Source organism: Mycobacterium angelicum (genome assembly GCF_002086155.1).
In the GTDB taxonomy this organism is placed as follows: Bacteria; Actinomycetota; Actinomycetes; order Mycobacteriales; family Mycobacteriaceae; genus Mycobacterium; species Mycobacterium angelicum.
Genome location: NZ_MVHE01000025.1, coordinates 1 through 13,782 on the forward strand (window position 1 = coordinate 1; position 13,782 = coordinate 13,782).

Annotated in this window: 16 protein-coding genes and 1 pseudogene; 5 read left to right on the top strand and 12 right to left on the bottom strand. The window is 66.1% G+C overall.

Annotated elements, in window-relative coordinates; genetic code table 11:
• Together BST12_RS15880 and BST12_RS15885 are read right to left on the bottom strand one after the other, a co-directional pair.
• Positions 1-389 (bottom strand): annotated as a pseudogene (locus tag BST12_RS15880) (two-component sensor histidine kinase); the annotation flags it as partial.
• Positions 386-1,114, bottom strand: a complete 729-nt coding sequence (locus BST12_RS15885) for a response regulator transcription factor (protein ID WP_083114084.1) — start codon at positions 1,112-1,114, stop codon at positions 386-388. The pseudogene BST12_RS15880 and the gene BST12_RS15885, both read right to left, overlap by 4 nt.
• A gap of 86 nt (positions 1,115-1,200) precedes the next feature.
• Between BST12_RS15885 and BST12_RS15890 the strand changes: the two genes are divergently transcribed.
• The 3 genes from BST12_RS15890 to BST12_RS15905 all read left to right on the top strand — a co-directional run bounded on the left by BST12_RS15890 (position 1,201) and on the right by BST12_RS15905 (position 3,200).
• Positions 1,201-1,494 carry a hypothetical protein gene (locus BST12_RS15890; protein ID WP_083114085.1) on the top strand — a complete coding sequence of 98 codons (294 nt, stop codon included), beginning with the start codon at positions 1,201-1,203 and terminating at the stop codon, positions 1,492-1,494.
• A gap of 602 nt (positions 1,495-2,096) precedes the next feature.
• Complete coding sequence (locus tag BST12_RS15900; protein WP_083114086.1) at positions 2,097-2,708, top strand: TetR/AcrR family transcriptional regulator; 612 nt, start codon at positions 2,097-2,099, stop codon at positions 2,706-2,708.
• Between the two features lie 24 nt (positions 2,709-2,732).
• Entirely contained in the window at positions 2,733-3,200 is a 468-nt protein-coding gene (locus BST12_RS15905) for a nitroreductase family deazaflavin-dependent oxidoreductase (protein ID WP_083114087.1), read from the top strand.
• Here the strand turns inward: BST12_RS15905 and BST12_RS15910 are convergent.
• Genes BST12_RS15910 through BST12_RS15920 form a run of 3 tightly spaced genes read right to left on the bottom strand, consistent with a single transcriptional unit; the run spans position 3,197 to position 5,176 of the window.
• On the bottom strand, positions 3,197-3,553 hold the full coding sequence (locus BST12_RS15910) for a DoxX family protein (protein WP_083114088.1): 357 nt from the start codon (positions 3,551-3,553) through the stop codon (positions 3,197-3,199). The two genes, BST12_RS15905 and BST12_RS15910, sit on opposite strands and share 4 nt — an antisense overlap.
• Positions 3,554-3,562: 9 nt before the next feature.
• A complete protein-coding gene (locus tag BST12_RS15915; RefSeq protein ID WP_083114089.1) occupies positions 3,563-4,720 on the bottom strand; it encodes an SPFH domain-containing protein in 1,158 nt (385 codons plus the stop codon).
• Positions 4,721-4,741: 21 nt separating this feature from the next.
• A complete protein-coding gene (locus BST12_RS15920) occupies positions 4,742-5,176 on the bottom strand; it encodes an NfeD family protein (protein ID WP_083114140.1) in 435 nt (144 codons plus the stop codon).
• 57 nt (positions 5,177-5,233) lie between these two features.
• Here BST12_RS15920 and BST12_RS15925 point away from each other — a divergent pair, with 57 nt between their 5' ends.
• On the top strand, positions 5,234-6,139 hold the full coding sequence (locus BST12_RS15925; RefSeq protein WP_083114141.1) for a hypothetical protein: 906 nt from the start codon (positions 5,234-5,236) through the stop codon (positions 6,137-6,139).
• On the opposite strand, the gene BST12_RS15930 is transcribed toward BST12_RS15925, so the two are convergent.
• The 3 genes from BST12_RS15930 to fabG1 are packed head-to-tail and all read right to left on the bottom strand — an operon-like array spanning position 6,105 to position 8,731.
• A complete protein-coding gene (locus tag BST12_RS15930) occupies positions 6,105-7,148 on the bottom strand; it encodes a ferrochelatase (protein WP_139801713.1) in 1,044 nt (347 codons plus the stop codon). The genes BST12_RS15925 and BST12_RS15930 overlap by 35 nt on opposite strands.
• A gap of 10 nt (positions 7,149-7,158) precedes the next feature.
• Positions 7,159-7,968, bottom strand: coding sequence for an NADH-dependent enoyl-ACP reductase InhA (gene inhA, locus BST12_RS15935; RefSeq protein ID WP_083114091.1), 810 nt, complete (start codon positions 7,966-7,968; stop codon positions 7,159-7,161).
• Between the two features lie 19 nt (positions 7,969-7,987).
• Positions 7,988-8,731 carry a 3-oxoacyl-ACP reductase FabG1 gene (gene fabG1 / locus BST12_RS15940; RefSeq protein ID WP_083114092.1) on the bottom strand — a complete coding sequence of 248 codons (744 nt, stop codon included), beginning with the start codon at positions 8,729-8,731 and terminating at the stop codon, positions 7,988-7,990.
• Between the two features lie 151 nt (positions 8,732-8,882).
• On the opposite strand from fabG1, the gene BST12_RS15945 reads away from it, so the two are divergent.
• Positions 8,883-9,722, top strand: a complete 840-nt coding sequence (locus tag BST12_RS15945; protein ID WP_083114093.1) for a DUF559 domain-containing protein — start codon at positions 8,883-8,885, stop codon at positions 9,720-9,722.
• 57 nt (positions 9,723-9,779) lie between these two features.
• Here the strand turns inward: BST12_RS15945 and BST12_RS15950 are convergent, their stop codons facing one another.
• The 4 genes from BST12_RS15950 to ripB all read right to left on the bottom strand — a co-directional run bounded on the left by BST12_RS15950 (position 9,780) and on the right by ripB (position 13,778).
• The gene (locus BST12_RS15950) at positions 9,780-10,787 is read right to left on the bottom strand and encodes a VWA domain-containing protein (RefSeq protein ID WP_083114094.1); all 1,008 of its coding nucleotides are present in this window, start codon (positions 10,785-10,787) and stop codon (positions 9,780-9,782) included.
• A gap of 43 nt (positions 10,788-10,830) precedes the next feature.
• On the bottom strand, positions 10,831-11,784 hold the full coding sequence (locus tag BST12_RS15955; RefSeq protein ID WP_139801714.1) for a DUF58 domain-containing protein: 954 nt from the start codon (positions 11,782-11,784) through the stop codon (positions 10,831-10,833).
• Positions 11,781-12,899: a chaperone MoxR1 gene (gene moxR1, locus BST12_RS15960; protein WP_083114095.1), complete on the bottom strand. Its 1,119-nt coding sequence runs from the start codon at positions 12,897-12,899 to the stop codon at positions 11,781-11,783. Before moxR1 ends, BST12_RS15955 begins: the two co-directional genes overlap by 4 nt.
• Before the next feature lie 141 nt (positions 12,900-13,040).
• Entirely contained in the window at positions 13,041-13,778 is a 738-nt protein-coding gene (ripB, locus tag BST12_RS15965; RefSeq protein WP_083114096.1) for an NlpC/P60 family peptidoglycan endopeptidase RipB, read from the bottom strand.
• Positions 13,779-13,782: the final 4 nt, after the last annotated feature.

Below are 13,782 nucleotides of genomic sequence, written 5' to 3' on the forward strand. Positions count from 1 at the left end.
GGAGGTGGCGGCGGCGGGCCGGGCGGCGGGCCCGGTGGAAGCGGCGGCGGGTAGCCGGGCAATACCGGGACGGCTGGGCCGGCTTGGGTATCAGGACTGATGCTGCGATCGCCGTAGCTATTGCCGTCGGTGGTGACCAGCAGCGCCCGCACGCTGCCCCCGTTGAGTTGGGCGGCCAGTAACTCGGGTGGCGTGTTCGCGGCGCTCAGCGCATCCGCGCGCGATGTGGCCGCCAGCAGCCGATCGTGCAGACTTCGCCGGGCCTGCAATCCCAGGCTCACGTCGATGGTGAAACCGAGCACCACCAACAGCAGTGCCAGCAGCGCAATGACCATCAGCACCACCCGGCGCTGCAGTGATGGTGCGCGAGTCGCCGGCTCCGGCGTCATGAGCGCTGCGGCTGCAATCGGTAGCCCAGGCCGCGGACGGTGTGCAGTATCCGCGGCCCGTGCGTCTCGAGCTTGCGTCGCAAACTGCTGACGTGGACTTGCACCAGGTTGGGGTCATACGCGTCATATCCCCACACGGCGTTGAGGATCTGGGCGGCGCTGACGATTCGGCCGCGTTGCTCCACCAGGAAATGCAGTAGCCGCAATTCGGTGGCGGTCAGGTCCAACCGGTGTCCATCGCGCGCGGCCACACCGGCGTCGACGTCGAGCATCAGATCGCCCATCTGAATTACCTGTGGTAACCGGCCCCGACGGCGCAACACCGCCCCGACCCGCGACACCAGTTCGGCGAGTTCGAAGGGTTTGACCACGTAGTCGTCGGCTCCGCCGTCAAGGCCGCGCAACCGGTCCGGCAGACCGTCGCGGGCGGTGATCAACACGATGCCGATGTCGGCCCACTCACGGATGACGTCGATGAGCGCGAAGCCGTCGCGGCCCGGCAACATCACGTCGAGCACCACCAGGTCTGGTCGCATCCCTTCCAGGACTTCTTCCAATCCTGTTCCATCGCAACGTGTTTCGGTGTAGTAGCCGCCATCGGCCAACGCCTCGCTGACCATTTCGCGGATGGTCTCGGAATCTTCGACGACCAGAACCCGGGGTGCACCGACGCTGAACTGATCGACGCGAGCGCCGGCCGACCGGGCGCGCGAACAATCGGTCATGGCTTCATTGTTAACGCCTTGTTCTGAGATATGCCTGAAGCAGACTAGTTTCTTCATTACTCAAGTCCGACGACGTGGGGATAGACATGACTTCAGGCAACACCAACCCGCCCCCGCCGCCCGTTCCCAGCCCGCGCCATTCCACCGGGATGGTGATAGGAGCCGGGGTGCTGGGGTTGGTGATCGGCGCGCTCGCCACATTCGTATTGACCGGGCTGACTTTGAAGGTTCGCGTCGAGCTGCCGCCGCCTCCCTACCCGCAATTGTCAACGGCGCCGGTGAGCTATCCCCCGCCGCCAACCGGCCCGTCGACGACCGCACCCATCCCCGCTCCGGGTGGCTTGCCGGCACCGCCGGCTCCGCCGTTGCCGCCGCGCTGACTGGATCGCCTTCTTCAGATCCACTTCAAGTTCGTTCCCTACGGTCACCAGCATGACCACCGAAAACACCGATACCAATCCGAATATCGGCACCCCAGCCGCAGACCAAGGCACTGTCACCAATGCCGCACCGGTCGTGGCGACAGACCGTCCGCGCCGCCGGCATTCCACATCCGCACTCGTTGGCGCCGGAGTGGGCGGCGTGATCGTCGGCGCGCTAGGTAGCGCGGCGGCGTCCCTCTTCCTCTGGGCTTTTGCGTTCGGCCCGCCCCCGCCGCCGGGCCCAATGGGGCCGATGGGGCCGGGCGGGCCGCAGATGGCCTGGCATCACGGGCCGCCGGGAGTGGGCATGCCGCCAGGACCCATACAGGGCGGACCGCCTCCAATGCCCGGTCCCCCGGGAGGCCATGCGTTCCGGTTTGGTCCGCCACCGGGGGCGCCCGGTGCTGGCCGTCCTCCCATGGCGCCGCCGCCCGGAGCACCTGGTCAGGGACCTGGCGGCCCGGTATCGCCGGCGCCGACGCCACCGGCTAGTACACCCGGAACTCCCGGAACGCCACCCCGGTAAGCACCGTGGTGAACGGTTGTTTATATTTGTAAACGTGCGTTCACCTCAACCGGACGACCGAACAGCGCGAGCGCGTATACGCGACGAGGCGCTACGGCTGTTCGCAGAACGCGGTCCCGCCGCGGTCACGATGCGCGACATCGCGGCCGCGGCGGGCGTGTCTGCGCCTTTGTTGATCCGGCATTACGGCTCGAAAGATGGGCTGGTAGAGGCGGTCGACGCACACGTCGTCGCGACCTTCGAGGCGCTGCTGAGCAACATCACCGAGCAGACCGCCGGGCTCGACCAGGCTGCGGTGCCCAGTCTGCTCGACGGCCTGGCCACCCTTTTGCCGCCGGACTCCGCGATTCCGGCGTATCTGAGCCGGATGCTGATCACGGGCGGTCCGGCGGGATCGGCCCTCTTCGAGCGCCTGTTTCGGCTGAGCCAACAAACTCTCGACGAGATGGTTGCCGCCGGAACCGCAACTGCCGGTTCGGATTCGGCGGTACGCGCGGCCTTCCTGCTGGCCAATGATCTGGCAGTGCTGACGTTGCGCCCCCGGTTAACCGAAGTACTTGGCGTCGATCCGCTTTCGGAGGCGGGAATGCGGCGCTGGGCCGGCGAGGTGTTCGCGATTTACCGCGACGGCCTCGTCAGCACCTGACGTACGGAAGAAAGTGAGGCAAGGATGTCACGATTGGCCACGACCGGTGCACGGCTGCTGCGTTCCCGTCCCCTCGTGCGCGCCCCGATCTGGATCTACAAGGCCCGCGCCGGCGTGCTGTTCGGGTCTCGGACATTGATGCTCGAACACATCGGCCGCAAGTCGGGTGCACGACGCAATGCCGTGTTGGAAGTCGTCGATCACCCCGCTCGCGGCACCTACGTTGTGGCGTCCGGATTCGGACGAAAAGCCCAGTGGTTCCGCAACATTCAGGCCAACCCGCGTGTGCGCATCTACGTCGGCAGCCGCCGGCCCGTCCCGGCCACCGCGCGGGTTCTCGATCAGGAACAAGTCGACCGCACACTGGCGAGCTATCGCAGCCGCCACGCCGGTTATTGGGAACGGTTCAAACCAGTGCTCGAGCAGACGCTCGGTACTCCGATCACCGATACCGGCGTACCACTGCCGATGGTCGAGCTGCGTTTGGACTAGCCGCGCTCGGGCCCTCGTACCGTCATCAGCGCATACGTCGCCAGAAACGACGCGGCGGGAAGGGCGTTGACCACTTTGTCTCGTACGCGGATGTGCGCGGCCACGGCCAAGGCGAAGTACAACGTCAGCATCGCCGTCGTCAATCTGGCTAAAGCAGGGAACCGGCCAACCGACAACAAACCGACCGCCGAGAAGACCTTCACCACCGGCAGGACCGGCCGGACGGCTTCCGGAACTCCCAGATCGTCCAAGGTCTTAGCGATATACGAAGCCGGTATCGCGCACGCCACGGCATCGCCGACCTGGAAAACAGCAAGCGCCGCATAGGTTTTCGGTGAAGTGAGAACGCTCATCGGCGAAGCCTATTGACTCAGCTCGGGCGGTGCTCCGAAGGCGCCGTCGACCGGATTGCGGGAGAACACGTCTGTTTTTGCCCCACCGGCGGGCGGGGCCTGGGCGATCGCGGGATCCGAGTCGGTGGAAAACCAGTCGGCGACCTCGGCATCATCGTCGTCGGAGGCATGCTTGGGCAAGTCGTCGACCGGCGACGGCTCGAACCGAAACACGCCGTCCTCACCCGGGGTGCCGAGCAGCCGGGTGAAACCTTGCAATGCCGCACTGAAATCGCTGGGAACCACCCAGACCTTGTTTGCGTCACCGCGGGCCATCTCCGGCAACGTCTGCAGGTACTGGTAGGCAAGCATTTCCGGGGTCGGACGACCGGCCTTGATCGCGGCAAACGTTTTTTCAATGGCCTTGGCCTGCCCCTGTGCCCGCAGATAAGCGGCCGCTCGCTCGCCCTGCGCGCGCAGCACCCGGGACTGCCGGTCGGCTTCGGCGGTGAGGATCGCGGCCTGCTTGGCCCCCTCGGCGGCCAGGATCTGGGATGTCTTCTGGCCCTCCGCCTGCATGATCGCGGCCTGCCGGGTGCCCTCAGCCGTCAGAATCATCGCGCGCTTTTCCCGGTCGGCCTTCATCTGCTTTTCCATAGATGCCTGAATCGACGGCGGCGGGTCGATGCTGCGCAGCTCCACGCGTGCAACCCGCAGGCCCCACCGGCCGGTCGCCTCGTCGAGCACGCCACGCAATTGGGCGTTGATCTGGTCGCGGGAGGTGAGCGTCTGCTCCAGCGTCATGCCGCCGACGACGTTACGCAGCGTGGTGGTGGTGAGCTGCTCGACGCCGACGATGTAGTTGCTGATCTCATATACGGCCGCCTGCGGCACCGTGACCTGGAAATAGACGACGGTGTCGATGTTCAGGGTCAGGTTGTCCTCGGTGATCACCGGCTGCGGCGGGAACGACACCACCCGTTCGCGCAGGTCCACTCTCGCGCGGACGCGGTCGATGAAGGGCACCAACAATGTGAGCTGCCCGCTGACCGTGCGGCTGTATCGTCCCAGCCGTTCGATCACCGCGGCTTCGGCCTGCGGGATCAGCGCAACCGATTTAGCCACCACGATGATCGCAAAGATCACCAGGACGGCCAGCAACACCAAACCAGCTACCGCACCTTGCACCGGAGTTCCTTTCTCGAAGCACTATCCGTTTTTGAAGACCACGGCGGTGGCGCCGTCGATGTGCACGACGGTTACCTGCTGACCGGGCTCGTAGATATCACCCTCGTTGAGCGGGCGCGCTGTCCACACCTGACCGTCGAGCTTCACCTGGCCCTCGTCGCGGGCCACCCGATCAAGCACCAACGCGTTCTTGCCCTCCAGCGCCTTGACTCCCATCAGGACTCCTTTAGCCGGAGTCAGCCGTCTGCGCAACGTGGGCCGCACCAGCACCAGCAGCAGCAGCGAGACGATGAGGAATACCAGCCCGTCGGCCCATACCGGCCAATCCATCAACCAGCTGCTTCCGGCAGCCGCCAGGGCACCGCCGCCGAGCATCAACAAGAACATGTCGCCGGTGAGCGCCTCCGCACCGGCCAGCACCAACGCCGCGATCAACCAAATCAGCGCCACGGGCATGCGCACAGGATACGCGTGATCCGCCACGATGGCGGCGAGCAACTACACTGCGAGATCATGTGGTGTCCCAGTGTTTCGCTGTCGATGTGGGCCAACGCCTGGCTCGCGGGCAAGGCTGCGCCCGACGACGTCTTGGACGCGCTATCGCTTTGGGCCCCAACACAATCCGTGACCGCATACGACGCCGTGGCCGCAGGCCACACCGGACTGCCGTGGCCCGACGTGCACGACGTCGGCACCGTGTCACTGTTACAGACGCTGCGCGCCGCGGTGGGACGGAATGCGCTCTCCGCACCGGCACGGTTGCGCGGAACGATCAACGTCGTATTGCCGGTGCCCGGCGACGTGCGTGGGCTTTTCGCCGGAACGCAGTTCGAGCGCGACGCTCTGGCCGCAGGCGAAGCGGTGATCATCACCAATCCAGACGATCCCGGCAGCGCAATCGGGCTCGTCCCGGAGTTCGCCTACAGCGATCTCGACGAAACCGACGCAGCCGACGAAGGGGAGCTGAACCTACCGGAATTGTGTGCGCTGTCTTGGATGGTGTACTCGTTGCCCGGCGCGCCGGTGCTCGACCACCATGAGCTCGGCGATGCGGAATACGCACTGCGATCGGCGGTGCGCTCGGCGGCCGATGCGTTGAGCGCCATCGGGCTGGGATCGGCGGCCAACGATGTCGCCGATCCACGCGGCCTGGTCGAACAGCTGCTGGAATCCTCACGGCAACACCCGATTCCCGACCATGCCCCATCGCGCGCAATGCGGGTACTCGAGAACGCCGCACACGTTGACGCGATCATCACCGTCAGCGCCGGGTTGAGCCGATCACCCGGCTCAACCGTGCTCCAATCCGCCTCGCAAGGTCAGATAGCCACCGATGCGCTGCGACCGCTGACCGCGGTGGTGCGCTCGGCACGCATGGCCGCAATCACCGCGATCCTGCACTCGGCGTGGGCCGACTGATCTCGGCGTCTCGCGCCACGCAGTGCGGCGGACGACAGGGCTGTCCGTCCACACTCGCAAGGCAACCCGCTACCGGATCGTCGCCTTGCACCCGCAAAGGCTCACGCCCGTAACGTAATTCGTCGACCAAACCGGCGGCCAAGCGGGCGAACCGCCGATCGGCGTTGGGCGTGCCGGCCCGGGCTAACGTCATACCGAGTGCCTCGGCCTGCAATCGCAGTTCGTAGTCGAGGTCCCACACCACCTCGATGTGGTCGGCCACGAAGCCGATGGGACAGACGATTACAGCATCGGTGCCCACGTCGGATAACGCCTGGAGGTGGTCGGCAACATCGGGTTCCAACCACGGAACCTGCGGCGGCCCCGACCGCGACTGCCAGACCAAGTCGTATTCGGCATAGCCGGCGGCGGCGGCGACCAGCCTTGCGGCATAACCGACCTGGCGGCTGTACAGATTCGGGCCACAGCGCTGATCCGCGGCCAGCGGGATCGAATGTGCCGTGAACACCAACCGGGCATCGGGCGGCACCCGCTGCGCAGCGGCCGCGACGGCGTCAGCGAACATCTCGACGAAGAGCGGATGGTCGAAATACGGTCGCAGCTTGACCATTTCAGGAGCTCGCGGGCCGGCCGCCGCACGTGCCCGGGCGATGTCCTCGACGTACTGCGTGCAGCTGGAATAGCCACTCCACGCCGACGTGGCGAACACCGCGGTACGGCGAATGCCCTTGTCCCGCATAGCGATAACCGTGTCTTCGACGTAGGGTGCCCAATTGCGGTTGCCGAAGTAGACCGGCAGCCGCTGCTCGGCCTCCAGCTCCGTGATCAGCGCGCGGTTGATCCCGTTGATCGGTGATACGCCACCGAAATGTAAGTAGTGCTCCGCCACAGCATCCAGCCGCTCCGGCGGCACGTTTCTGCCTCGGGTGACGTTCTCCAAGAACGGCCGCACCTGCTCGGGCCCCTCCGGGCCGCCGAAGGACAGCAGCAGGATTGCGTCAAATTCCATTTGCGCAGCGTTAGAGCAACTGCGTGTGTGCGCCGCCATCGGCGAAGATGATGTCGCCGGTGGTGGCCGGCAGCCAGTCAGAAAGCAGTGCGCACACCGTCTTGGCGACCGGCGTCGGGTCTTTCATGTTCCAGCCGACCGGAGCGCGCTGATCCCAGCCCTCTTCGAGTAGCTGTATCTGCGCGCCGGCCTCCTCGCCAAGTGCGCCTCCGACGATGGCGGCCATGGCCAGCGTCCGGATCGGCCCTGCCGCAACAAGATTCGAGCGAACACCGTATTTGCCGGCTTCGCGTGCCACGAACCGGTTCACCGACTCCAGCGCGCTCTTGGCGACCGTCATCCAGTTGTAGGCCGGCATCGCCCGGCTCGGGTCGAAGTCCATGCCGACGATGGAGCCGCCGGAGTTCATGATCGGCAGCGTCGCTTTGGCCAGGGAGGCGTAGGAGTACGCGGAGATGTGGATGCCCTTGGAGACGTCCTCGTAAGGTGCATCGAAGAACGGGTTGATGCCCATGCCGGTCTGTGGCATGAAGCCGATCGAGTGCACCACGCCGTCCAGCTTGTTGCCGTCGCCGATGACCTCGGTCACCCGGCCGGCCAGGCTGGCCAGGTGCTCTTCGTTCTGCACGTCGAGTTCGATGAGCGGCGCCTTCTCCGGCAGTCGGTCCACGATGCGCTGGATCAGCCGCAACCGGTCGAATCCGGTCAAGACCAGTTGGGCGCCCTGTTCCTGGGCCACCCGCGCGATGTGGAACGCGATCGACGAGTCGGTGATGATCCCGCTGACCAGGATCCGTTTGCCTTCGAGCAGTCCTGCCATGTCCGTCCTTGCTTTTTCGTTAGTGGCCCATGCCCATGCCGCCATCGACCGGGATGACCGCGCCGGAGATGTAACTCGCGTCCTCAGAAGCTAAGAAGCTGACCACCCCGGCGACCTCGGCGGCGGTACCGACCCGCTTCGCCGGGATGAATTCCAATGCACCCGCCTGAATCCGCTCGTCCAGCGCGCGCGTCATATCCGTGTCGATGTAGCCCGGGGCCACCACATTCGCGGTCACGTTGACCTTCGACAGTTCGCGGGCGATCGAGCGGGCCATGCCGATCACACCGGCTTTGGACGCCGCATAGTTGGCCTGGTTGCCGATGCCCCAGCTCCCGGAGACCGAACCGATGAAGATCAATCGGCCGAACTTCTTTCGCTGCATGCTGCGCGATGCCCGCTGAGCCACCCGGAACGCCCCGGTGAGATTGGCGTCGATGACCTTCTCAAAGCGCTCCTCGGTCATCCGAATGAGGAACGCGTCCGCAGACAGGCCGGCGTTGGACACCAGGACCTCGACCGGCCCCTGGTGTTCCTCGACCTCTTTGAAGGCGCGATCGACGGCATCGTTGTCGGTGACGTCACACTCGACGCCGAATAGTCCCTCGGGCGCCCCCGATCCGCGGTGCGTGACGGCAACCTTGTGGCCGTCGGCGGCCAGCCGCTGCGCGATCGCCAAACCGATCCCCCGGTTTCCGCCGGTGACCAGTACTGAGCGGGAGACGAATGCGGGTTTGCCGCCATCGGTGGCTGTGTCAGTCACCCCGACAACCTATCGTCTTGGCGCCGCAGCGCCGAAATCGGCTCGCGCTGTTCACTCGCGCGAACGTAACGTGGCTGCGACATCAGGCTGCCGATTTCGCACTGGCGTTACGCTGGCGCGGGCTGTCGGTCGGGGTTGGCACACTTTCGCCATGACTGACCCGTTTCTGGGCAGCGAGGCCATAGCATCCGGTGCAGTAACCCCCTATGAGCTGCGCAGTCGCTATGTTGCGCTGCATCGGGACGTATACCTGCCGCGCGCCGTCGAGCTGACGCCGATATTGCGCGCAAAGGCGGGCTGGCTGCGTTCGCGGCGGCGGGGCATCCTCGCTGGCTTCTCCGCCGCTGCCCTACACCGCGCCAAATGGATCGACGCGTCGCTGCCCGCGGCGATCATCGACACCAACCGCCGCCCGGCGACCGGCATACAGGTTTGGGAGGAGCGCATCGCCGACGATGAGATCGCCCTGATCGACGGCATACGCGTGACCACCCCACCCCGGACCGCGCTTGACCTCGCCAGGCGATGTCAGCTCGGCCTTGCTGTCACTGCTGTCGATGCACTCATGCAGGCGACCGACCTCAAGCTGGTCGAGGTGGAGCCATTGATGGACCGCTATTCCGGCCGGCGGGGTATGAAGGCCGCTCGAGCCGCCCTCGAATTGGTAGACGGCGGGGCGCAGTCGCCGAAGGAAACCTGGCTGCGCCTGCTATTGCGGAAAGCTGGATTTCCCCCGCCGCAGACACAGATCGCGGTACGTAACGAATGGGGTTGGGTGGAAGCGTATTTGGATATGGGCTGGGAGGACATCAAAGTCGCGGTCGAGTACGACGGCGATCATCATCGGTCCAGTCGCTATCAATACGCAAAGGACATCCGCCGTCTGGAAAAGCTCGAGGCCATGGGCTGGATCGTCGTCCGGGTCATCGCCGAAGACCACCCGATTGACATCATCCGCCGTGTCCACGACGCACGTGCGCGACGAGCGTAACGGTGCTGCGAGAAATCGGGTCGGATGTCGCAGTGGCGTTACGCTCGCCGAGCAACGCTAGGTCGGCAAGCGGCGGTTGATCAGCAGCGCCGCCAGACCCGCGAGTGCCAGGATCAGCGCACCGAGCCGCAGCCAGCCCACACTCGCGTCACCCTTGATGGTCTCGTAGCCGATCTGCTGTTGCAGTGACGCGTAGACGGCTTTCAGCTCCTGCAAGGTGGCCGCGTTGTAGGAATTCCCGCCGGAGAGCTGGGCGACCTTCTTCATCGTCTCGTCGTCGACGGGCACCGGCTGGCGCTGGTCGTTGATTTCGACGAAGCCGTAGGGGGTGCCGAACGAAATGGTCGAGATCGGCACGCCCTGATCCTTGGCGGTGCGCGCGGCGGTGTAGGCGCCCTTGGGGTTGTCCGGGTTGGTCGGCATCGTCTCCTTGCCGTCGGAGAACAACACGATGCGCGCCGGCGGCGGTGTGTCGCCGCCGCCGATGACCGCGCCGACGGTCGCGATGGCCTGCAGAGCGGTGAAAATCGCCTCGCCGGTCGCGGTGCGGTCGGCGAACTGCAGCTTGTCGAGTGCGGCCTTGGTCGCATCACGATTGGTCGTCGGCGACACCAGCACCGTCGCGGTCCCGGCGTACGCGATGAGGCCGAGGTTGATGCCCGGGGTCAGCTCGTCGGCAAAACTCTTGGCGGCCTCCTGCGCGGCGGCCATCCGATTGGGCTCGACATCGGTGGCCCGCATCGACTGCGACACGTCGATCACCAGCATCACCACTGCGCGGTTGCGCGGAATGCGGACGTCGTTCGTGGGTCCGGCCATCGCGATGGTGAACAACACCAGCGCCAGCGTCAACAGGATCGCCGGGATATGCCGCCACCGCGAGGGGCGCTTGGGCGCCACGCTCTCCAGCAATTCCATGTTGGCGAACCGCAACATGCGTCGTTGCCGGGCGAGCTGCAGCACTACGTAAAGCGCGATCAGCCCGGCGACGGCGAAAAGAAACAGAAAGAACCACGAGTGTTCGAAGCCGGACAGCGTCATCGGCCCGAGCAACGGCAACGTCATAACAGACCCGTCATCCTGTTTGTGCCTGTCCTGTTTGTGTCCGTCACCGGCGTCCCGCCATTGCCCCGCGCCGGCGGGATGAGACGAAACGCACGATGTCGCCAATCCAGTCGCGGTCGGTGCGAAGCGTCATCACCGGCGCCCCGCAACCGCGAATTGTGCGCGCCACGTCGGCACGATGCGCCGCGGCGGCCCTGGCGAAGTCGGTCTGCAACTGGGCGTCGATGGTGAATTCGCGAACCGCCCCGGACTCGGCGTCCTGCAGGACCACATCACCGATATCGGGCAATTCGACGTCACGCGGATCGAGCACCTCGATGGCCAGCACCTCGTGGCGGGCCGCAATCGCGCGCAGCGGCCGCATCCAGTTGATCGGCCCGAGGAAGTCACTGATGATCACCGCCATCCCGCGACGGCGTTCCGGCCGGCGCAGCGCGTCGATGGTGGCCGCCAAGTCGCCACGTACCCCCGTGGGCGCCTTGGGCGTGGTCGCGATGGTGCGCAACATGGTGTGCACGTGCTCCCGACCGGAACGCGCCGGGACGCGAATGGTGTTGGCGCCGTTGGAAATCAGGGCGCCAAGTCGGTTTCCGCCGCCCACATTGAGGAAGGAGATGGCCGCCGCGGCCGCCACCGCCAGGTCGCGCTTCTCGCAGACGGCGGTGCCGAAGTCCAGGCTGGCCGACATGTCGACCACCAGCCAGGTCTCCAGCTCACGGTCGGCGATCATCTGGCGGACATGCGGATGGGTGGTCCGCGCGGTAACCGCCCAGTCCATTCGGCGCACGTCGTCACCGGGCTGGTAGAGGCGCGACTCCCCCGGCTCGGAACCCGGGCCCGGAATCAGGCCGAGGTGGTCACCGTGCAGGATGCCGTCCAGCTTGCGGCTGACAGTGAGCTCCAGGGTGCGCAGCGCCGCCGCGAGCTTCGGGTCGTCGATGGTGCCGCGGAGCATCGACGGCGGATGCACGACGGCCGGGGTCTTAGAATCTGTCACCGACCGCCAGCCGCCACCGTGGCGCCCTGCATCACCGGAGCCACCGAATGTCCTTGCTGCGGAACGGCATTCACCTGCGGCATGGCGACCGTCTGCAACACCCGGTTGATGACGATCTCCGAGGAGATCTCGTCGGCCAGCGCGTCGTAGGTGAGCACCAACCGGTGTCGCAGCACGTCGGGAATGACGTCGATGACGTCCTGCGGGATGACGTAGTCACGTCCGCGGACCAGCGCGAGCGCCCGGGAAGCCGCGATGATGCCCAGCGAGGCACGCGGCGAGGCGCCGAACGCGATCCAGGCCTTGACGTCGTTCATGCCCAGCTGCTCGGGGTGGCGCGTCGCGGTGACGACGCGAACCACATAGTCCACCAGCGCGTGGTGCACGAAGCAATTGGCTGCCACACCCTGCAGCCGCAGCAGATCGCCGGTGTTGAGGATCTGCTTGGCCTGCGGCGGGGTGACACCCATCCGGTAGATGATCTCCCGCTCCTCTTCGGGCGACGGGTAGCCGACGTTGATCTTGAACAGGAAGCGGTCGCGCTGGGCTTCCGGCAGCGGGTAGACGCCCTCCTGCTCGATCGGGTTCTGCGTCGCCATCACCAGGAACGGGTTGGGCAGCGGGAAGGTCTTGCCTCCGATGGAGACGTGCCGCTCGGCCATGACTTCGAGCAGCGCGGACTGCACCTTCGCCGGCGCACGGTTGATCTCGTCGGCGAGCAGGAAGTTGACCACCACCGGGCCCAGCTCGGTGTCGAACTCCTCCTTACCCTGCCGATAGATGCGAGTTCCGACGATGTCGGTGGGCACCAGGTCGGGCGTGAACTGGATACGGGCAAACGTCCCGCCGACCACGCGCGCGAAGGTCTCGACCGCCAGCGTCTTGGCGACGCCGGGAACACCTTCCAGCAGCACGTGCCCCTTGGCGAGCAGGCCGACCAGCATCCGCTCCACCAGCTGGTCCTGGCCCACGATGATCCGCTTTACCTCGAAGATCGCCCGTTCCAGGGTGTGTACCTCGGCGGCCAGCCCGTCGGCACCGCCCGACGGTGCCTCATGAGCCGGCGGGCCCGACTGCCCACCCGGACCCGGGTAACCGCCACCTGCTGATGTCATCAATAACCCTCCACAGCTCATTTGGACACGACTGCCAACACGACAAATGTCACCGGGCAGCGACGTGCCCGGGTTCAACTATTCCAGGCCTGCGGGAATCCGTCGACGCCGCCATCCCCGCCTGGCAAATCAGACTCAGGGTCAGTAGTCGATGATCCGAGTCACGAACGGCGTCATACCGGACTTGCGTACCGGGCTGATGGTGACCTTTCCGGCGCTGCCCGACGCCTCCAGCATCTGGCCGTTGCCGAGGTACATGGTGACGTGCTGGCTGCCGTTGGGACCGTAGAAGATGAGGTCGCCGCGCCTGGCCTGCGCAGGCGGTATGTGCTTGCCGGCGTTGTACTGGTCGCCGGAAAACCGCGGGATCAGCACGCCTACCCCGGCAAATGCGTAGCGCATCAGGCCCGAGCAGTCGAAGCCGACGGTGCCCGCACCGGAGTCGACGCCCTTACTGGGACCGTCCAGCGTGCCGCCGCCCCAGGAATACGGCACCCCCATCTGCGAGCCGGCCCGCCGGATCACGTACTCGATTGCCTGCCGGCCGTTGGCCCGCGGAATCCGGCTCGGGCTGGTGTTGCCGCCGCCGGGAGCCGCGGCGGGAGCGCTCGGGCCGCCGAGCCCCAGCCCGCTGAGAAACTGCCGGCCCAGATCGATCGTGGTTTGGGTGGCCTGCGCGGTGGCCTGCAGCGAGGCGTTGGCGACGGCCAGCGGATCTCCCGGGGCGCCTGCGCTTACGGCGGCGGGCAGGGTGGGGTCCCATTCGCCGGGATCAGCGTCGGCCGGAGCGGCCACAGCGATCACGAGCCCGGCTACCAACCCCAGAATCAAGGGAGTGATCCAGGCTAGGTTGATCAGACGAAATCGCTTGTGGCGCATAAGA